At 71.0% G+C, this 19,731-nt stretch carries 12 protein-coding genes and 2 tRNA genes; 9 read left to right on the forward strand and 5 right to left on the reverse strand.

The annotated features are described in order from the left end of the window. The first annotated feature begins 47 nt into the window (after window positions 1–47). The 3 genes from B3G12_RS09925 (at window position 48) to B3G12_RS09935 (ending at window position 4,286) form a co-directional block, all read left to right on the forward strand. A tRNA-Lys gene (locus B3G12_RS09925) sits at window positions 48–120 on the forward strand. 599 nt (window positions 121–719) lie between these two features. Beyond that, entirely contained in the window at window positions 720–2,876 is a 2,157-nt protein-coding gene (locus B3G12_RS09930) for a RecQ family ATP-dependent DNA helicase (protein WP_144943105.1), read from the forward strand. 276 nt (window positions 2,877–3,152) lie between these two features. Continuing rightward, on the forward strand, window positions 3,153–4,286 hold the full coding sequence (locus B3G12_RS09935) for a glycosyltransferase (RefSeq protein WP_290500158.1): 1,134 nt from the start codon (window positions 3,153–3,155) through the stop codon (window positions 4,284–4,286). 18 nt (window positions 4,287–4,304) lie between these two features. Here the strand turns inward: B3G12_RS09935 and B3G12_RS09940 are convergent, their stop codons facing one another. Both B3G12_RS09940 and B3G12_RS09945 read right to left on the reverse strand, forming a co-directional pair. Further along, window positions 4,305–5,807 carry a lipopolysaccharide biosynthesis protein gene (locus B3G12_RS09940; RefSeq protein WP_290500159.1) on the reverse strand — a complete coding sequence of 501 codons (1,503 nt, stop codon included), beginning with the start codon at window positions 5,805–5,807 and terminating at the stop codon, window positions 4,305–4,307. 10 nt (window positions 5,808–5,817) lie between these two features. Beyond that, window positions 5,818–6,939, reverse strand: coding sequence for a glycosyltransferase (locus tag B3G12_RS09945; protein WP_290500161.1), 1,122 nt, complete (start codon window positions 6,937–6,939; stop codon window positions 5,818–5,820). A gap of 185 nt (window positions 6,940–7,124) precedes the next feature. On the opposite strand from B3G12_RS09945, the gene B3G12_RS09950 reads away from it, so the two are divergent. Further along, a tRNA-Ser gene (locus tag B3G12_RS09950) sits at window positions 7,125–7,214 on the forward strand. A 133-nt stretch (window positions 7,215–7,347) separates the two neighbouring features. Here the strand turns inward: B3G12_RS09950 and B3G12_RS09955 are convergent. After that, entirely contained in the window at window positions 7,348–8,838 is a 1,491-nt protein-coding gene (locus tag B3G12_RS09955) for an MDR family MFS transporter (protein ID WP_290500162.1), read from the reverse strand. A 332-nt stretch (window positions 8,839–9,170) separates the two neighbouring features. Between B3G12_RS09955 and B3G12_RS09960 the strand changes: the two genes are divergently transcribed. Both B3G12_RS09960 and B3G12_RS09965 read left to right on the forward strand, forming a co-directional pair. Then, window positions 9,171–11,147: a S8 family serine peptidase gene (locus tag B3G12_RS09960; RefSeq protein ID WP_290500163.1), complete on the forward strand. Its 1,977-nt coding sequence runs from the start codon at window positions 9,171–9,173 to the stop codon at window positions 11,145–11,147. 106 nt (window positions 11,148–11,253) lie between these two features. Continuing rightward, window positions 11,254–13,257: an FAD/NAD(P)-binding protein gene (locus tag B3G12_RS09965; protein WP_290500165.1), complete on the forward strand. Its 2,004-nt coding sequence runs from the start codon at window positions 11,254–11,256 to the stop codon at window positions 13,255–13,257. A gap of 255 nt (window positions 13,258–13,512) precedes the next feature. Here the strand turns inward: B3G12_RS09965 and B3G12_RS09970 are convergent, their stop codons facing one another. Next, the gene (locus B3G12_RS09970; protein ID WP_290500166.1) at window positions 13,513–14,448 is read right to left on the reverse strand and encodes a sugar-binding transcriptional regulator; all 936 of its coding nucleotides are present in this window, start codon (window positions 14,446–14,448) and stop codon (window positions 13,513–13,515) included. Window positions 14,449–14,562: 114 nt separating this feature from the next. Beyond that, window positions 14,563–15,780 (reverse strand): NupC/NupG family nucleoside CNT transporter, encoded by a 1,218-nt coding sequence (locus B3G12_RS09975; protein WP_145011549.1) that lies wholly within the window; start codon window positions 15,778–15,780, stop codon window positions 14,563–14,565. A gap of 174 nt (window positions 15,781–15,954) precedes the next feature. Here B3G12_RS09975 and B3G12_RS09980 point away from each other — a divergent pair, with 174 nt between their 5' ends. The 3 genes from B3G12_RS09980 to B3G12_RS09990 all read left to right on the forward strand — a co-directional run bounded on the left by B3G12_RS09980 (window position 15,955) and on the right by B3G12_RS09990 (window position 19,704). Further along, complete coding sequence (locus B3G12_RS09980) at window positions 15,955–17,250, forward strand: thymidine phosphorylase (RefSeq protein WP_144943113.1); 1,296 nt, start codon at window positions 15,955–15,957, stop codon at window positions 17,248–17,250. A gap of 94 nt (window positions 17,251–17,344) precedes the next feature. Beyond that, window positions 17,345–18,001 (forward strand): deoxyribose-phosphate aldolase, encoded by a 657-nt coding sequence (deoC, locus tag B3G12_RS09985; RefSeq protein ID WP_144943114.1) that lies wholly within the window; start codon window positions 17,345–17,347, stop codon window positions 17,999–18,001. Further along, entirely contained in the window at window positions 18,001–19,704 is a 1,704-nt protein-coding gene (locus B3G12_RS09990; protein WP_290500170.1) for a phospho-sugar mutase, read from the forward strand. Before deoC ends, B3G12_RS09990 begins: the two co-directional genes overlap by 1 nt. The last annotated feature ends 27 nt before the right edge of the window (window positions 19,705–19,731 follow it).

Genomic DNA, 19,731 nt, shown 5'->3' on the forward strand with positions numbered 1-19,731 from the left:
TGCGGTAGAGTGGCGGTGCCCGATCGCCGCACCGCGAGATCGGGCACGCGCCTTTAGCTCAGTTGGTAGAGCAGTGGACTTTTAATCCATGGGTCGTGGGTTCGAGCCCCACAGGGCGCACCCTCCAGCCCCGTCCCGGTTCCGACCGGCGCGGGGCTTCTTCATGTGTGGCCTCCGGCGTCCTGCAGCGGGCCCACCGGTCGTTCGGTCTGTCCCCATTTTGCGGTACGTGCGCCGGGTCGGGCCGCCGCGGTGGCGGGGTTCGACCGCCTATAAACGGCTTCTGACATGCGTGAATATGCTTTGTAAGTGGCTTGTCCACAGAATTGTGATGGGTCTGCAGGTGCTTCCGCAGCGGTGGAAATCCCGGGAGTGACGTGTCAGCATGAAGTCATCGCACCACGGGAGAACGAGCGACGCGCGGTCATGACCGGGGGGAATACGGGCCGCGCAGATCGTCGTGATCCGGTCCCCTGACACGCTGGGGGCGTGACAGGACCGGGACGTCTTGTGGAGCGTTGCAACGGGGTCCACGCCGGGGGGCGTGTGCTCCGAGCGGATCTGATCCGCGCCGGTTACCGGCGTGTGCGTCCGCTGCACCGAGAGGACCGCTTCGGGGGAAGGGTCCGGGTGCAGCGGACGTATCACGTTAACGGGCAGCCCCGCGCCGGCACCGCAGGCCGCTTATTCGTGTCCGAGGCACCTGCGAGACTTCGCCCATGACCGAGACGGCGGAACACGGCACCACTTCGCTGCGCGAGCGCGCGCAGCGCCACCTGCGGGACCTCACGGGCAGCCCCGCGGCGGACTTCCACCCGGGGCAGTTCGAGGCCATCTCGGCGCTCGTCCAGGACCACCGCCGGGCGCTCGTGGTCCAGCGCACAGGGTGGGGGAAGTCCGCCGTCTACTTCCTTTCGGCGCTGCTGATGCGCGCCCAGGGCTTCGGGCCAACCCTCATCATCTCTCCGCTGCTGGCGCTGATGCGGGACCAGGTCTCCGCCGCGCAGCGCGCGGGTGTGCGCGCCGCGGCCATCTCCTCCGCCAACCCCACGGAGTGGTCCGAGATCAGCGCGGCACTGGACCGCGGGGAGCTGGATGTCCTGCTCGTCTCCCCGGAACGTCTCAACAACCCGCGCTTCCGAGACGAGCAGCTCCCGCAGCTCGTCTCCCGGCTCGGCCTGCTCGTGGTGGACGAGGCACACTGCATCTCGGACTGGGGACACGACTTCCGCCCGGACTACCGCCGGATCAAGGACATGCTCGCGGACCTGCCGGAGTCCGTGGCAGTGCTGGCCACCACGGCCACCGCGAACGAGCGCGTGATCGAGGACGTCCGCGAGCAGCTCGGCGTGGGCTCCGGATACCAGCAGGAGGTCTTCATGCTGCGCGGTCCCCTCTCCCGGGCGTCCCTGCGGCTCGGCGTGCTGAAGCTGCCCTCCGCCGCCATCCGGCTCGCGTGGCTGCTCCAGCACCTCGAGGAGCTGCCGGGCAGCGGGATCATCTACGCCCTGACCATCGGTGCGGCGGAGGACACCGCGCGGGCGCTGTCGGACGCCGGGCACGCCGTCGCCTCCTACACCGGCCGCACGGACGCCGCGGAGCGCGAGGAGCTCGAGGCCGCACTCAAGGAGAATCAGGTCAAGGCCCTCGTGGCCACGTCCGCGCTGGGCATGGGCTTCGACAAGCCGGATCTCGGCTTTGTGGTGCACCTGGGTGCGCCGTCCTCACCGGTCGCCTACTACCAGCAGGTGGGACGAGCCGGGCGTGCCACGGACAGTGCGGACGTCCTGCTGCTGCCCGGAGCCGAGGACCGGGAGATCTGGGAGTACTTCGCCACAGCCTCCATGCCCACGCAGGAGAAGGCCATGGCGGTGCTCACGGCGCTCGCGGAGCACGGCGGGCCGCTGTCGGTGGCCGCGCTGGAGCCCCGGGTCAACATCAAGCGCTCGCCCCTGGAGCTGCTGCTGAAGGTGCTCGCGGTGGACGGCGCCGTGGAGCGCGTGGCCGGCGGCTGGCAGAGTACGGGCAGGCCGTGGAGCTACGACGCCCCGCGCTACGAGCGCGTGCGGCGGGCTCGGGAAGCCGAGCAGCAGGCCATGCTGGACTACCAGGCCACCACCGAGTGCCGCATGCGGTTCCTCACCCGGCAGCTGGACGATCCCACGGCGCAGCCCTGCGGGCGGTGCGATGTGTGCGCGGGGCCCTGGTACGCCACGGGTGTCGACGCCCAGGCCTCGGACGCCGCGGACGCCGCTCTGCACCGGGCAGGCCTGCCGGTCGAGCCGCGTGCCCAGTGGCCCACGGGCATGGACAGGCTTGGGCTGCCGCTGAAGGGGAAGATCCCGGAGACGGAGCGGGCCGAGCGTGGCAGGGCGCTGGCACGGCTCACGGATCTCGGCTGGGGCCAGCGGCTGCGGGAGGTCTTCCGGGCGGGGGAGGACGGTGCACCCGTGGACTCCGAGGTCACGGCGGACCTCGGGCGGGCGAGCATCTCCGTGCTCGCCCAGTGGGACTGGCAGCGGCGGCCCACCGCTGTGGTGGCCATGCCGTCCGTGTCCCGGCCGCGGCTCGTGGACTCTCTCGCCCGCGGGATCGCCTCCGCCGGGCACCTGCCGTACTGGGGTGCGCTAAATCTGAATCCGGACATCCCCCGGGGCAGCCACGGCGGCAACAGCGCCTACCGGCTGGCAGAGGTGTGGGACCGTTTCGTGGTCCCGCCGCAGCTTGCCGAGCAGCTCGGGTCCGCCCCACAGGCGAGCATCCTGCTGGTGGACGACCTCGTCGACAGCCGGTGGAGCCTCACCGTCGCGGCCCGGGAGCTGCGGAGAGCGGGGGCGGAGGCGGTCCTGCCGTTCGTGCTCGCGTCCCAGGGCTGAGTCGAGCCAGGCTCCCTCGGCACGGGACGCCCCGCGCGGAACCGAGGCGCACAGAGGCTTGGATGTTCAGGCGCCGACGCGGCAGGCGAACGACGTGCCCGGGCGTCCTGGGGCAGACGCCCCACGGGGTAGACCTGCCCGTGTGCCCGTGTGCCCGTGTGCCCGTGTGCCCGTGTGCCCGTGTGCCAGGGGTCAGATGTGCCGAGGCGCCCTCCCGAAGGGGTCCACGAGGATCGGCTGGCGGTTCCCCGGACGGGGCTCAATTATCCTGGTGGCATGCTCGAACACCCGGCTCATCCGCTCGTGGACATCGTGATCCCCGTCCACTCCACCTCGCGACCGCTCGCACGCGCCGTGGCCTCAGCATGGCTGGCCGCCCGAGGGGCTGCGCCGGGTCAGTGCCGCGTGACCGTGGTGGCCCACCACCTCACCGGGGACCAGGTCCGAGAGATGCTGCCCCCGGAGCACCGTGCGGCCGTGCAGGTGCTGGAGTGCGAGGACCGGGGAACCACCGCCGCAGTCCCGCGCAACGAGGCGCTGCGCCGCACCACCGCCCGCTACGTCAGCTTCCTGGACAGCGACGACACCCTTGACCCGGGCGCCGTGACCCGCTGGATCGGGATCGCGGAGCACCGGGGAAGCGACCTCGTGATGCCGTTCCAGCACCACGAGAACGACCGCGTGGACATCACCCCCATCACCCGTCCGTTCCGCTCTGCCCGGCTCGATCCCGTCAGGGACCGGCTGGCCTACCGGAGTTCCGCGTTCGGTCTGGTGCGCGTGGCCATGGCCCGCCGTCTGAGCGCGTACTTCGACGAGGACGTCCGTACCGGTGAGGACCAGTCCTTCGTCGTGGCGCTCTGCACAGGGGCGCGCCGGGTCGACCTTGCCCCGGGGACGCCGGGCTATCTGGTCCACACGGATGCGGATGCGAGGGTCTCCCGGCAGCCCCTTCCCATCCGGGACGAGGTGGCCGCGGCCCTGGACCTCGCACTCAAGCCCTGGTTTGCCGGGGTGTCCGCTGCGTTCCGCACCTCGTTCGTCCTGAAGTACGTCCGCGTGAACTTCTTTCCCGCCGTGGAGCGCTCGGTGCGTTCAGGACAGTGGGGAGAGGGGAGGGCCCAGGCCACGAAATCAGTGGCCGCGGAGCTCCTGGGCTTCGCCCCGCACGTCGCGGACCAGCTCTCGCGTGCAGACCGGCGCGTGCTCAGCCTGCTCGAGGGCACTGCGGAGGAGGGGGAGCTGCTCGCGGCCCTCGAGGCGCGACGACGGTTCGGGACTCCTGCGGCACTGCTCACCGAGGGCCCGCGCTGGCTGCTTGCACGGCAGGCACCTGTGCGCGTGGCCGTGGCCAGCGCCGTGCAGATCGCGAGGTACCGGCGAGGACTCGTAAAGTGTTGCCGTCCCTGAGGCCGGTACGGCCGTGGCTCAGGAGCGCCGCAGCCTGCGGGCCACCATGGCCATCCGCGGGGCGAGGTCGCGCCACGAGATCGCGCACCAGGCAACGAGGAAACTCAGGGTCGCCACCACGGTGGTGCCCAGACCCGGCAGGGTGAGGATGAACCACAGGGCCGCCAGGATCAACAGGTAGCCCAGGGCCACCCGCGTCATCAGCCCCGCCCAGTGCATGCGGTCGTGGATCCACACGATGACCAGGGGCCCCAGGGAGCTCACGAGGCACCCGACCAGGTAGCCCAGCGCCGCTGACATGATTCCGAGGCTCGGCCCCCACCACAGGACGGTGGCGATGCCGAGGACCAGACCCAGGGCGTTGCAGCCGGCGAGCGCGCGGACACCCCAGCTCTCCCCGCCGTTGAGGCGCGAGTTGGAGGCGTTGAAACTGGTGGCGGACACGGCGAAGAACAGGACCATCAGCAGGGGTACGGCGCCCTCGAACTCGTGGGCCCGGGCGTTGTAGAGCAGATGGATCACAGGTCTGGCCCACAGGATCCCCACCCCGAACACCGGCAGGAACACGAGCACCATCACGCGCAGGATCGAGTCGAGCTGGCGCTGGACTCCCGCCATGTCCCCGGCGGTGTACATGCGGGCGACGGCGGGTGCCAGGGCCACGAGCATGGACGAGGAGAGCATGCTCGCGGGGGTCGCGATGCTCACCGCGGCCGAGTACTGCCCGACGGCCAGCGGGGTGTCGTAGTGCTTGCCGAGCATCATGGACAGCTGCAGCAACCCTGACGCCGTGATGATGTTGACCGCGGCCCACGCGGTGAACGAGTTGATCTGCCGCTTGAGGGACGCGGGCAGCTGGCCACCGGAGCGTCGGGGCCAGCCAGGGACGGCGTAGCAGAGGTAGCCGATGCTCAGGGGCAGGAGCAGCAGCGGCGTGAGGCCGCCCAGCAGCACTACCAGCAGCAGGGTGAGGGTGATGCCGGAGCTGATGCAGTCCCAGATGGCGGTGGTGACGAACTGGTTGTTGCCGGTGCGCACGCCGCGCACGAAGTTGTACGCGGACAGGGCGACCACGAGCAGACCCGCGGAGAGCGCGTAGCTCAGCGGCAGGTGCAGGAACCAGGTGGCGATCACCACGGCGGCGACGGCCAGGACCGCTGAGGCGAGGGCCGCGGTGCGGGAGGTGTAGACCGCCACGGACAGCTGCTCCTCGCGGTGCTGCTGCCCGCGCGCCATGGCGATGAACTTCGAGGCCGCGTTGCCGGAGGCCTGGGGCCACAACAGCACCAGGAACAGCGCGAGGGAGATGGCCAGGTTGACCTGTCCCAGGATCTCGCTGCCCAGGACGTTGCCCACCAGCAGGCTGTACCCGAAGCGGGATAGCCCCTGCACGAAGACCGCAATCACGGTCAGGACGAATGAGGACCCGAGGGGGTTGTCCCGGTTCTCGTGGTTGGGCGGGGGGAAGAGGATGCCCCGCCAGCGGCCGGAGGACGTGGCGGGGGCGGGGGTTTTCGTCACGCCCTGGAGTTTATCGACTCGACGCCGTGCGAGGGTCCCCGCCCGAGACCGCGCGGTAGAGCCTCGAGAACAGGGTTCCGACCTCCGCACGGGAGAAGCGGGACCGCACGGTGCCCGCGATCTCCGCGGGGGAGGAGTGGCGGAACCGCTCCCAGGCGGTCTCGACGGCGTCGGCGAGGACCGGCACGTCCCAGCTGTCCGTGAGGACGGAGTTATCGGGCGTGCAGTAGTCGTCGAAGCCACCGCTCAGCGGCACGGCGGCGGGGCGGCCAGCGGCAATGGCTTCCGCGACAGCGGTGAAGAAGTTCTCCTGCTCGCTCGGCAGGAAGAAGATGTGGGCGGCGGAGAGCCGGTCTGCTACCTCCGCCGGGGGGATCGGACCGGTGAGCTCCACCCGGTCCTCGATGCCCAGGCTGCGGGCGGTATCCCGCAGGGTCTGCATGAGCGGGCCGTTCCCCACGAGGGTGTAGTGCACGTCCACGCCGCGGCCCACGAGCTCGGCCACGGTCTCGAGCGCGCGGACGGGCTGCTTGCGGTCGATGAGCGCGCCCACGCCCACGAGCCGGATCGGGGGCGCTGCGGGGAACTCCCGCGCCGGGTGGGGGTTCTCGACGACGCATGGCACCACGTGGGTGGCGCCGGGGCGCGAGAAACGGGCCATCTCCCGGCACAGCTCGCCGGTCACTCCGGTGACGGCGTGCGGCAGCCGCAGTGCATGGCGCAGCCACGCGGTGCGTTCCCACAGGGGCCCCACGCTGGCCGGGTTGACCACGCCGTTCCAGTGCTCGGTGTGCACCCACGGGATTTGTCGGGTCAGCCAGGGCACCGCTGCGAAGAGGACGGCGGAGAAGGCCATGGTGTGCAGGACGTCCGCCCCGCGCAGGCCGGTGGCGATCAGGCGCTCCACCCGCAGGTAGCTCAGGGGATCCGCGATGTTGAGCGCGACCCTGGTCACGGGGATGCCCTGGTAGACATCCTGGGACGTGGGCGCCGAGGCGCGGCCGATAGTGATGTGGACGACGGCGACGTCGTGCCCCGCCTCCTGCAGGGCCCAGCAGTGCTCCACGACGAACGGGGTTCGGCTGGGGGTCTGCGCGTCGGGGAACCAGGCGGTGACGACGAGTGATCGCACGGGAGGAGGACCTTTCGGGCGGCGGGGACTGAGCGGGACGCTCACGCACCATGACTACCACGGAGCCATGGGACGGTGCTGGATCTCCTACCGCTTTGACCGCCCATGCACCCGGCCGATACTATGACATCCGTTGTTTTGTGGTGAGCCACATCCTTCGGGGGTGGTGCATCACGGACGGCCGAGGAGACGTGCCAGAGCGGCCGAATGGACTTCACTGCTAATGAAGGGCTCGGTTTAACCCCGGGCCGGGGGTTCAAATCCCCCCGTCTCCGCCGGTGTCCGTCCCTGCGAGTTCGCGGGGCGGACCACGAAAGCCGCGGGTCCACGAGAGTGGACCCGCGGCTTTCGTGGTGTCCGGGGGCTTCAGCGGGCCGCGCCCCCGGGAGATCACGCGACCCCGGGGCCTCAGGCTGCGGTGTCGTCACCCGTCCGGGAGAGCTCCGTGTGCTCGCCACGGCGCATGAAGCAGGTCAGCACCATAACGGCCACGGCGATCACGGTGGCCGTGACGAACGCGGCGTGCACACCGGGGATGGAGTCCGTGACGGTGCTGCCGTCCGCGCGCCGCGAGACCACAGTGCCGGCCTGCAGCACCCCCACGAGCAGAGCCGTACCGGCGCCGCCGGCCACCTGCTGCAGCGTGGAGAGCGTGGCCGAGCCGTGCGAGTACAGGTGCGGGGGCAGTGGGTTCAGTCCGGCGGTGAAGGCCGGGGTGAAGATCAGCGCCAGGCCCACGGACATCGCGATCTGCAGGGTCACGATCCACCACACGGGGGTGTCCGCCTGCAGTCGGGAGAAGCCGAACATCACGAGCGCCAGCAGGGCGGCGCCGGGAACGGACAGCGGACGGGGGCCCCACGCGTCGAACAGGCGTCCGACCACCGGGCCCAGCAGCCCCATGACCAGCCCTCCGGGCAGCAGGATCAGACCCGTCTCGAGGGTGTCCAGACCGCGCCCGGTCTGCAGGTACAGCGGCAGCACGATCACGCCGCCGAACAGCGTCATCATGCCCAGCGCGAGCACCGCGACCGACACGGTGAAGTCCCGGTGGCGGAACGTGCGCATGTCCAGGAAGGGCTCGTCGCGCCGCTGCAGGACGAGCTGACGCCACACGAACAGCGCCACGAGCACCACTCCGAGCACCAGCACGGTGATTCCGCCGGCGGTCGAGGAGAGCCAGCTGGTGTGCCCGCCGGTCTTGGAGCCGGCCGCGCCCACGGCGGAGAGCCCCTGCACGAGGGACCCGAAGCCCACCACGGAAAGCGCCACGGAGACCAGGTCCAGAGTGAGCGTGCCGCGCTCGCTGACGTCCTTGAGTCGCACGAGCCCGATCACCAGCGCCAGCAGGGAGATGGGCAGCACGAACCAGAAGATGGTGCGCCACGGGAAGTGCGCCAGGATCACGCCGGACAGTGTGGGGCCGAGCGCGGGCGCCACCGAGATCACGATGGACACGTTGCCCATCACCACACCGCGCCGCTGCCTGGGCACGAGCATCAGGATGGTGGTCATCAGCAGGGGCAGCATGATCGCAGAGCCGAAGGCCTGGACCACGCGGGCCAGGATCAGCACACCGAAGCTGGGGGTCAGGGCGGCGAGCAGTGTGCCCAGGGAGAAGCTGCCCATGGCCAGGGCGAAGACCGTGCGGGTGCCGAAGCGCTGCAGCAGGAACCCCGTGGTGGGGATGACCACGGCCATGGTGAGCATGAAGGAGGTGGTCACCCACTGGACGGTCGCCGCGCTCACGGCCATGTCCGCCATGATGTGCGGCAGGGCCACGTTGAGGACGGTCTCGTTGAGGATCACCACGAACGCGGCCACAAGCAGCACGGCAATGGTCGCGGTGGTCCCGGCGGTGGACTGCGGGCGTTCGTCGGTCGGTGCGGCAGAGGGCATGAGGGGGCTCCGAGCGGTGAGAGGAGGCGGCATCCGCCCGCACGGAAGACCGGCGGGGGCCGCGCAAGCATAGCGGTGTGTCGCCACAGCGGCAAGAAAGTCACGGGCCTCAGGGAGGGGCGAGCAGCGGTGTGTCCCGAACCGTCTCCGCTCACGGGCTGGACGCCGTCCGCGGCCCCGGGAGACTCGGGCCCCCTTCACAATTCGGGGAACTCCGTGTTTGCTCTCGCATATCTACGCGGATGGATACACTTCGGAAGCAGCACCAGGTCCACCCCCACCCGCCTGGGTACGAGGCGTACCGGGCCCGGGTCTGAGCAGGAGGAGCGGGTATGGGCAACGCACGAGTGCGCGGTTGGATTGCTGCGGGACTGTCGGCGGCCGTGATCGCCACGGCGGGACCCGCAGCGGCGGCACCCCCGGGCGGAGCGACGTCGTCGGGGGAGCAGGCCGCGCAGGTGCAGCCGGCGGTGGGTGGAGGAGTGGCATCCCTGGGACGGGGTCCGGCGGGGCAGGGGCGTGTGCTCCCGGAGACCGACCGGTTCGTCGTGGAGTACAAGCAGGATGTGCCCCAGGAGCGCCGCAGCGCCGCGCTCGCGCAGGCCGCCCAGGCAAGCGACCTCCCCCGCGCGAAGACGGTCCGGACCACGGGCAGCGGCGAGGACGTCGTGGAGACGGACACCATGCTCTCCCCGGCGGAGCAGAAGGACATGGTGGCCGCCATCGAGGCGAACCCCGCCGTGGAGTCCGCCGAGCCCGACCAGATCGTGGTGGGGGCGCTCGCCGCGACACCTCCCGCCACCCCGAACGACACGAACTGGAACTACCAGTGGGGTCCGCGAAACATCGGCGTGCCGAACGCATGGTGGCAGGGCACCGGTCAGGGTGTGGTGATCGGCATTGCGGACACTGGCCAGACCGACCACCCGGACCTCAACGCCAAGACGGTGCCCGGCTACGACTTCCTCTCGGACACCTACCACTCACGGGACGGCAACGGACGTGACGCGAACCCGCAGGACCAGGGGGACTGGAGCCCGGGGCGGCCGTCCTGGTGGCACGGTTCGCACGTGGCAGGCATTGCCGCCGCCCAGACGAACAACCGGGCGGGGATCGCCGGCGTGGCCCCCGACGCGAAGATCCAGCACGCGCGCGTGCTCGGGGCGGATGGCCGCGGGTACGTCTCGGACATCGCGGACGGCGTGATGTGGTCCGCGGGCATCCCCGTCCCCGGAGTGCCCAGGAACGCGAACCCGGCAAAGGTGGTCAACCTCTCGGAGGCGTGGGACTCCGGGACGTGCCCCGCGGTGATGCAGAACGCCATCAACCGGATGCACGCGATCAACGTCCCCCTCGTGGTGGCGGCCGGCAACGCGGCCAAGAGCGCGAACCTGGCCTCGCCCGCCAACTGCGGTGGCGCCATCGTGGTGGGAGCCACGTCCTACCGTAACCAGCTCACGGGATACACGAACTGGGGGCCCATGCTCGACGTCGTGGCACCCGGAGGAGACGCGAGTTCCCCCATCTGGTCCACGGTGAACACGGGCACCTACTCGATCGGCAGACCCGCCTACGGGGACCTCAGCGGAACCTCCATGGCTGCTCCGCACGTGGCCGGGGTGATCGCGATCATGAAGGAGCGCAACCCGGACCTGGGGGTGGAGGCCATTCGCAACACCCTGCGCAGCACCGGTTCGAACGTCAGCGGCTACCGGAAGGTGAACGGCGCCGCCGCGGCCCGGGCTGTGGCCAGGGCGAAGCCCACCGTGCACGGGGCCATTGCCACCTACTACAACGCGCACGGAGGCGCCGCAGCCATGGGTGCCCCGACCACCTGGGAGCTGAGCACGGGAGTGGGTGGGGTGGTGCAGACCTTCACGAAGAACGGCAGGGCCACCAGCATCTACTGGTCCCACGAGACCGGCGCGCACAGGGTCGAGACCTGGAAGGGCATCGGGACCCGCTACTCGCGACTGGGCGGTCCGGCCGCCTTCGGGCTGCCCGCCAAGGACGAGCTGCCCACGAGCACCGCAGGGGCCTACCAGAACTTCGTGCGCCCGGGGACGACGCAGACCACCAAGATCATCTGGAGTGCGGCGACCGGGGCGCAGCCCGTCGTGGAGACGTCGGCCATCGGCAAGCAGTGGGCCCGCGACGGCCACGAGGCGGGCAGCGGCTACCCCACCTCGCCCGAGGTGAAGACCGCCGCGGGTGCCTACCAGCGCTTCCGCACCGTGAAGACCGGTGAGATCACGCAGTACACCTGGACGCGGAGCACCGGGAAGGTGGTCCGCGCCGCGCTCCGCTGACGGGAACCCCGCCCGGGCCGTTGCCAGGGCAAGGGAGGACACGACGCCGCGGTCGCCCGCCCGCGCCCCGCTCCCGGAGGTGTGCGGCGTCGATATCCTGGACGGCATGGGTATTGAGCAGCGTGTGGTGGTGGTGGGGGCCGGCCCCCGGGGTCTGTCGGTGGTGGAACGACTCGCGGCGCACTCGGCCAGCAGCGGCGCCCGTGTGCACGTGGACCTCTTGGACCCCTTCCCGCCGGGGCCGGGCCACGTGTGGCGTACCGACCAGTCCGAGCTGTTCCTCATGAACACCCCGTCCCTGTTCCCCACGGTCCTCGCGGGACAGGGCGTGCTGGACGTGCCCTCGCCGGAGCCGCTGCGGGGGATGAGCTTCGAGAGGTGGCGCCGCGGCGTCGTCGACGGCCGGATCACGCCCACCACGCCGTTGGCGGAGGAGCAGGTGCGGGCGCTCGCCGAGCTCTCGCCCCAGGGGTACCCGCCGCGGGCCGTCTACGGGCGCTACCTGGAGTGGGTGTTCGAGACCCTGCGGCAGAACCTTCCCGCGGGCATGGTGCTGGAGGTGCACCGCGGTGAGGCCGTGGACGCGTGGGTCCGCTCGGACGGCCGGCACCGGTACGCGGTGGAGCTCGCGGGCGGCCACGTGCTGCCCGCGGACGCCGTGGTCCTCGCCCTCGGCCACCTGGACGCGCACCTGCGGCCCTCCCAGAAGGACCTCGTGGACGGCGCTGCCGAGCACGGGCTCACGTACTGGCCTCCCACCGTGCCGGCCGATGCGTGGTGGTCCGAGGTGCCCAGCGGGGAGACAGTGCTGGTGCGGGGTATGGGGTTGAACTTCTGCGATGCGCTCGCCCAGCTCACGGAGGGCCGCGGCGGCACTTTCACCTCGGTCCCGGACAACCCGCAGCGATTGGTCTACCACCCGTCGGGTCGCGAACCGCGCATCGTCGCGGGATCCCGGCGCGGCACCCCGTACCGTGCCAAGCCGGCGCTCGCGGGCTACTACGCGCAGTCCCTGCAGACCCGCTTCTTTACGCTCGACGCCGTGCGCCGCTTGGCGGAGGAGGACGGCACGCCCCTGTCCTTCGACCGCCAGCTGTGGCCGCTGATCCGTAAGGACGTGAACTGGAACTACTACGCGGTCCTGGCCCGCACCACCCCGGAGGCGTTCACCGCGGACCCGGGCGAGTTCCTGCGCCGCCTGGACACCATTCTCACGGACCCCGACGGTTCCCACTGGTCAAGCCGCATCGACGCCCTGGTCTCGGAGGCAGTGGTGCCCGGCAGGCAGCTGCAGCAGGCGCGTCTGGCGCGGCCGTTCGAGGACGTCAGCTTCGCGAGCCACGACGAGTACGCGGCGGCGGTGGTCCACCACCTCGACCGGGATGTCAGCGGCTCCCTGCGCGGCGAGGACGACCCCACCAAGATGGCCATCGCCTCCCTGAACGCCGCGCGCACGGTGCTCAAGTGCGTGCTCGCGGAGATCGGGATCTCCGACTCCTCCTGGGTGCACGAGTTGCGCCGCGCGTTCGAGCCGCTCGTGGAGGGGCTCGCGTCCGGGCCGCCGGTGCTGCGGATCCAGCAGCTCGCCGCACTGACCCGTGCCGGGGTGGTCCGGTTCCTGGGCCCCGAGCCGCGCTTCGTGGTGGACCGCACCCAGGGCTGCTTCGTGGCGGCGTCCCCGTGGGTGGAGGCCGCGCCGGTGCGCTCGCGCTGGCTGATCGAGGCCATGTCACCCACCAACGACGTCCACCGCAACATCTCCCCGCTGCTCACCCACATGCACGAGCGCGGGCTGGTGCGCGGCAGGCTCATGGAAACCCGCGACGGTGCCAGCCCCGAGACCAGCACGGGTCTCGACGTCCGAGCGGAGCGCGCCCGCGGGGCGGGGCAGGGCGACGCCGCAGCTCCCGGTTTCGTCTACCGCGCCGTGGGCGCGAAGGACACCGCGGAGCAGAGCATCTATGTGCTCGGTTTGCAGCTGTCCTCGGTGCAGTGGGGCGTGGCCATCGCTGCGGAGGCCGAGGCGCCAGCGCGCCTCGGTGCACGCACGCTCGCGGACGCGGACCAGATTGCCCGGGACATCCTCGCGGGGGTGCGCGCCGGGGCGTGAGCCGCGGCGGGTTCGAAGTGCAGCGGCGCTCTGCCGGGTTGCCGCGGTGAGTGAGGCCGCCACGGGTGGCGACGTCGCGGCAGGTGGGGGGGGGGGACGACGTCGACCGGGGCGCCGAGGACCGGGGCGCCGAGGACAGACGCCGGGACCCGGCTGGGCACCAGCGCGCGGGCGTCGCAGCGCTGTCCCGCGCGGGACGGCACGAACTGGTCAGTGCGGAGGTCCCGGGCGGCGTCGCCGAACCCCGCGGGGGACTCAGCCCAGGAGGGCCCGGGCGGTGCGCTCGTCCGTGACCAGGTGGGAGACGTACCCGGCCTGCAGGGCGGCGCGCAACACCGGGACCTTTCCGGCCCCGCCGGCCACGCAGATACGGATCTCCTTCTCACGCAGGTGCGCCAGGGGGATCGAGACGGTGCGCTCGTCGAGCTCCGGTACCGCGGGGCGGCCCTGGGCGTCGATGAAGTGCGAGCACAGGTCTCCCACTGCGTGCCGGGCGATCGCCGTGCGCTCCGCCTTTGTGAGGTAGTCACGCCCCAGCAGCGGCGCGTCCTGCGTCACGGAGCCCACCGTGAAGATGGCGGAGCGGGCGCTGCGGCCGAGATCCAGGACGTACTCGATGTGCCGGTCCTGCTCCACGAGTCGCTTGACGCCAGGGCTGTCGAAGAGCACGGGCAACGGCAGCGTGTGGGGGTAGGCGTTGAAGGCCGCGCACAGCAGCCGCACGGTCTCGTGGTGGCCCGCGAGAGGAGACCCCAGACCGCTGCTGCCCTTGAGCTGGACCAGCTGCACCCCGCTGCGCGGCTGAGGCGTGAGGGCAGCTGCCAGGGCCCGCATGGTGCGGCCCCACGTGATGCCCACGAGGTCTCCGTCCGCAACGTTCTCCTCGAGTACCTGGGCGCCCATGCCGCCGAGCTCGTGGAGCAGCTCGTCCTCGGTCCCCGCAGCGGCGACCACGCGGGCGTCGGTCAGCCCGAACGTCGCGCAGAGCCTGCGGCCCACGGTCGAGGAGACCTCCCGGGGATCGTGGATCTCGATGGTCACGAACCCGCGGTCCTTGGCGTGCTGGACCAGTTTGGACACCGTGGGCCGGGAGAGCGAGAGCTGCCGTGCCACCTCTGCCTGGGACAGCCCCCGCTGGAAGTACAGCCGGGCCACCTCCAGAGACTGGGCATCACGGGGGTTCAGCTCCATGCCGCCGGCCACCTCCTCCGGGTGGGGGCGTGGGCCCGGGTGCGCGGCGAGGCCAACGGGGACGACATCGTCGCCGTCGTGGGCGTCAGCGGTCGCCTCGTGCGTGCAGGCACGTCACAGCCCCATGATCACGCCGACGAGTGCGGCGTTGAGCATGTTGGTGAGGAACCCGGCCAGCAGGGCGAACATGCCCATCTGTGCAACGTCCCCGCGCCGGTCCGGGGCCAACCCGCCGAAGGAGCCGATCTGGATGGCGATCGAGGAGAGGTTCGCGAAGCCGGCCAGGGCGAAGGTGGTGATGAGGACGGACTGCGGGTCCATGTCCGGGATCGCGGGTCCGAACGAGGTGTAGCCCACGAACTCGTTGAGGATGGTCTTCTGGCCGATGAAGTTGCCCACCTGGGCGGCGTCCTGCCACGGCACGCCGATGGCCCACGCGAGCGGCGAGAAGATGATGCCGAACAGCCCCTCCAGGGACCAGCCCTCGAAGCCGAACAGAGAGCCGACCCAGCCGAGCACGGCGGAGCCGAAGGCGATCAGCGCGATGAACGCGATGAGCAGGCAGCCGACGACCACGGCGATCCGTCCGCCGTTCAGGGCGCCGGTGCCGATCGCGTCGATCACGTTCTTGGACTCGGTGTCCCGCACCTTGAGGACGTTGACGGAGGCCTCGGACTTCTCGGTCTCGGGCATCAGCGCCTTGGCGATCAGCAGCGAGCCGGGCGCGTTCATCACCGAAGCGGCCAGCAGGTACGGCAGCGGGGCGCCCAGCAGCGAGTAGCCCACCAGGGTGGAGCCGGCCGCCGCGGCGAAGCCGCCGGTCATGCACGCGAACAGCTCGGAGCGGGTGAGCTTGCTCAGGTAGGGCTTGATCATCAGGGGAGCCTCGCTCTGCCCAAGGAAGATCACGGTGGAGGCGAACACGGACTCAATCTTGGAGGTGCCCATGATCTTGTTGAGCACGGTGCCCAGCACGTGCACGAAGACCTGGATGATCCGCAGGTAGTAGAGGGCGCTGATGAGTGCGCCCAGGAAGATGATCACGGGGAGCACGTTGAGCGCGAAGACGAAGCCGCTGTTCTCGCCCATGAGCCCGCCGAAGACGAACTTGGTGCCCTCGTTGGTGAAGCCGATCAGCCCCTGGACCAGCCCGGAGAACCACTTCAGGGCCTCGTAGCCCGGCCCCCACTTCAGGATCAGCAGCGCCACCCCGATCTGCAGGGCCAGGCCCACCACGAGCGTGCGCCACTTGATGGCGCTGCGGTGGCGGGAGAGAAGGATGATGATGCCCAGGATCAGTGCGATCCCGATCAGGCCCTGGAAGCGGTCCACGGCGACCTCGGCTTTCGACTCCGGCGCGATGGCGACTCTGCCCCCGCGCGAACATTTGTCAAAACTATAGTTGACATTTTTTCCGACACGCCGCCTAGGATTGCTGGTGAACCGTGTCGCGGGTTCCGCACTCGCAAGGGCGCGGCGCCGTATCTACACGAGGGAGTGAGAACGATGGTCGAGGCGTTCGATGCCGTGGACGTGATCCGCATGAAGAGGGACCGCGAGACGCTGTCCCCGGAGGCCATCGACTGGGTGGTGGACGCGTACACGCGCGGCGTGGTGGCGGACGAGCAGATGTCCGCGCTGGCCATGGCCATCTTCCTCAACGGCATGGACCGTCCGGAGATCTCCCGCTGGACCCAGGCCATGATCGACTCCGGCGAGCGCATGAACTTCTCGGCGCTCTCCCGGCCCACCGCGGACAAGCACTCCACCGGTGGTGTGGGGGACAAGATCACCCTGCCGCTCGCCCCCCTCGTGGCGAGCTTTGGGGTGGCCGTTCCGCAGCTCTCCGGCCGCGGTCTGGGGCACACCGGCGGCACGCTCGACAAGCTCGAAGCCATCCCGGGGTGGCGCGCGGACCTCTCGAACGAGCGGATGATGGAGATCCTGGACACCGTGGGCGCAGTGATCTGCGCAGCCGGCAGCGGCCTGGCCCCGGCGGACAAGAAACTCTACGCCCTGCGGGACACCACCTCCACGGTCGAGTGCATTCCCCTGATCGCGTCCTCGATCATGTCCAAGAAGATCGCCGAGGGCACCGGCGCTCTCGTGCTGGACGTCAAGACCGGTCCCGGTGCGTTCATGAAGTCGGAGCAGGACGCCCGTGAGCTGGCCCGCACCATGGTGGACCTCGGCAAGGACCACGGGGTGGACACCGTTGCGCTGCTCACGGACATGTCCCGTCCCCTGGGGCGCACGGTGGGCAACGCCCTGGAGGTGCGCGAGTCGGTGGAGGTGCTGGCCGGCGGCGGGCCGAGCGACGTCGTCCGCCTGACCGTGGCGCTGGCACGGGAGATGCTCTCGGCGGCCGGCGTGGAGGACGCAGACCCGGAGGCTGCGCTGCAGGATGGCCGCGCCATGGACACCTGGAAGCGGATGATCACCGCACAGGACGGGGATCCGGACGCACCCCTGCCCCGGGCGAAGCACACGCAGGAGGTGCTGGCCGAGACCGAGGGCGTGCTCACCGAGCTGGACGCCATGTCCGTGGGGGTCGCCTCGTGGCGGCTCGGCGCGGGCCGGGCCCGGCAGGGGGACCCCGTGCAGGCGGGGGCCGGCGTGGAGATCCACGCGGTGCCGGGCGAGCGCGTGCGCAAGGGACAGAAGCTGTTCACCCTCCACACGGACACCCCCGAGCGCTTCGACCGTGCGCTCGAGGCCATTGCCGAGGGCGCCATGATCGACCCGGACGCGGCCGAGGGCACCGGCGCCCGGGAGGACGTCGTCCTGGACCGGATCGCCTGAGCACGCGCCCGGCGCACCCGTGCGGGCAGGGCGCCCCACGACCGCCGTTGGCGCGCACCGCGCCGCGGCACCAAAAACCACTAAGGAGAAGCACATGATCACCCGCGCAGAGCTCGCCGCCATGGTCGACCACACCCTGCTCAAGCCCGAGGCCACCGCCCAGCAGGTCGCGGACCTCGCCCGCGATGCCTCCGAGCTCGGGGCGTACTCGATCTGCGTGTCGCCCTCCCGTCTGGACGTGGAGCTGCCCGACGGCGTGAAGCTCGCGACCGTGTGCGGCTTCCCCTCCGGCGCGCACCCCTCCGAGGTCAAGGCCGTGGAGGCCGCGGACTCCGTGGCCCAGGGTGCGGACGAGGTGGACATGGTCATCAACCTCGGGCTCGCCATGGACGGCAACTGGGACGGGGTGCGCGAGGACATCGAGTCGGTGCGTGCGGCGTGCCCGGAGCCCACGGTGCTGAAGGTCATCATCGAGTCCGCGGCGCTGAGCGACGAGCAAATTGTGGCCGCGTGCCGGGCCGCGGAGGCCGCCGGTGCGGACTTCGTGAAGACCTCCACGGGCTTCCACCCCGCCGGTGGTGCGAGCGTGGAAGCCGTGCGGCTCATGGCGGAGACGGTCGGCGGCCGTCTGGGCGTGAAGGCCTCGGGTGGCATCCGCACCACGGAGGCCGCACTTGCCATGGTCGACGCCGGGGCCACCAGGCTGGGGCTCTCCGGCACGGCATCGGTACTGGAAGGACTGGATTCCTGATGAACCAGCAGCTTGCAGACCGCGTCGAGCAGTGGCTTGACCATGACCCCGACGAGCGCACCCGGGCCGAGCTGTCCACCGTGCTGGAGAAGGCCCAGGGTGGGGACGAGTCCGCGCTGACGGAGCTGGAGTCCCGCTTCGAAGGACCGCTCATGTTCGGCACCGCGGGGCTGCGTGCGGCGGTCGGCGCGGGGGAGTCCCGGATGAACCGCGCCGTGGTGATCCGGGCGAGCGCCGGGCTGGCCTCGTTCCTCGTGGAGCGGGTGGGCCCGGAGCCCCTCGTGGTGGTCGGTTGCGACGCCCGCCACGGCTCGGAGGACTTCGCCGCGGACGCCGCGGCTGTCTTCGCCGCGGCCGGTTGCCGCGCGGTGCGCCTGCCCGCCCAGCTGCCCACGCCCCTAGTGGCCTACGCCGTGCGTGAGCTCGGTGCGGACGCCGGCGTGATGGTCACGGCGTCCCACAACCCACCCGCGGACAACGGCTACAAGGTCTACCTCGGTGGGCGGGCCGTGGCTGGCGACGACGAGAAGGGCGTGCAGATCGTGCCGCCGGACGACGCCCGGATTGCCGAGCGCATCGCGGCGGCGCCCTTCGCGGATGAGGTCCCCCGCGACCCCGGGGCCGTGACCACCGCCGACGACGCCGTGCTCGACGGCTACGTGCGCCGCGCCGCCTCGCTGCGGGCCGGGGAGGGCGGGGGCCAGGACATCTCGATCGCACTGACCGCCATGCACGGCGTGGGCCTGGGCACCGCCCTGCGGGTGCTGGACGAGGCGGGATTCCCCAACGTCTCGGTCGTGGCCGAGCAGGCCGAGCCGGACCCGGACTTCCCCACCGTGGCGTTCCCCAACCCCGAGGAACCCGGTGCCATGGACCTCCTGATGGCGCTCGCGGCCCGCGAGGGATCGGACGTGGCCATCGCCCTGGACCCGGATGCCGACCGCTGCGCCGTGGCCGTCCCCGCCGGCGCGGGCACCGGCGATCCGCTCCAGGACTGGCGACGACTGAGCGGTGACGAGCTCGGAGCGCTGCTCGGTGAGGACGCCGCCTCGGACCCGGACCGCGCGGGGGACACCCTCGCGTGCTCGATCGTCTCCGGCCGCCTGTTGGGCCGCATTGCCGCGCAGCACGGTCTCACTTTCCGGCAGACCCTCACGGGCTTCAAATGGATCGCCCGCACGCCCGGGCTGAGATTCGGCTACGAGGAGGCCATCGGCTACTGCACCGATCCCACGGCCGTGCGCGACAAGGACGGTGTCTCCACGGCGGTGCGCGTTGCCTCGCTCGTGGCCCGGCTCAAGGAGCGGGGCACCACGGTGCAGGACGAGCTGGACCGGCTCGCCCGGCAGCACGGGCTCTACGCGACCGCTCCGCTGACGTTCCGGGTGGCGGACCTCTCGCTCATCGCCCGCGGCATGGCCCGGCTGCGCGAGCACCCGCCCGCGGAACTCGCGGGCTCCCCGGTTGCGGAGTTCGTGGACCTCGCCGAGGGAAGCCCCGAGCTGCTGCCCACTGAGGGCGTTCTGATCCGCACGGAGGCGGACGACCGCGTGATCGTGCGCCCCTCCGGCACGGAGCCCAAGCTCAAGTGCTACCTCGAAGTGGTGCTGCCCGTTGCCGAGGGACAGGACGTCCCGCGCGCGGAGGCCGCCGAGCGGCTGCGGGCGATCAGCGAGCAGCTGCGGGAGGTCGTGGGGCTCTGAGCCCCACTGACCCCCGCGGTACCAACC

This window comes from Kocuria sp. UBA5001 (assembly GCF_002398425.1).
Taxonomy (GTDB): domain Bacteria; phylum Actinomycetota; class Actinomycetes; order Actinomycetales; family Micrococcaceae; genus Kocuria; species Kocuria salsicia.

Excerpts from the sequence above, each read along its gene's own strand:
- B3G12_RS09990 (WP_290500170.1), top strand. The coding sequence starts at position 18,001 with ATGAACCAGCAGCTTGCAGACCGCGTCGAGCAGTGGCTTGACCATGAC.
- deoC (WP_144943114.1), top strand. The coding sequence starts at position 17,345 with ATGATCACCCGCGCAGAGCTCGCCGCCATGGTCGACCACACCCTGCTC.
- B3G12_RS09965 (WP_290500165.1), top strand. The coding sequence starts at position 11,254 with ATGGGTATTGAGCAGCGTGTGGTGGTGGTGGGGGCCGGCCCCCGGGGT.
- B3G12_RS09970 (WP_290500166.1), bottom strand. The coding sequence starts at position 14,448 with ATGGAGCTGAACCCCCGTGATGCCCAGTCTCTGGAGGTGGCCCGGCTG.
- B3G12_RS09960 (WP_290500163.1), top strand. The coding sequence starts at position 9,171 with ATGGGCAACGCACGAGTGCGCGGTTGGATTGCTGCGGGACTGTCGGCG.
- B3G12_RS09955 (WP_290500162.1), bottom strand. The coding sequence starts at position 8,838 with ATGCCCTCTGCCGCACCGACCGACGAACGCCCGCAGTCCACCGCCGGG.
- B3G12_RS09930 (WP_144943105.1), top strand. The coding sequence starts at position 720 with ATGACCGAGACGGCGGAACACGGCACCACTTCGCTGCGCGAGCGCGCG.
- B3G12_RS09980 (WP_144943113.1), top strand. The coding sequence starts at position 15,955 with ATGGTCGAGGCGTTCGATGCCGTGGACGTGATCCGCATGAAGAGGGAC.
- B3G12_RS09935 (WP_290500158.1), top strand. The coding sequence starts at position 3,153 with ATGCTCGAACACCCGGCTCATCCGCTCGTGGACATCGTGATCCCCGTC.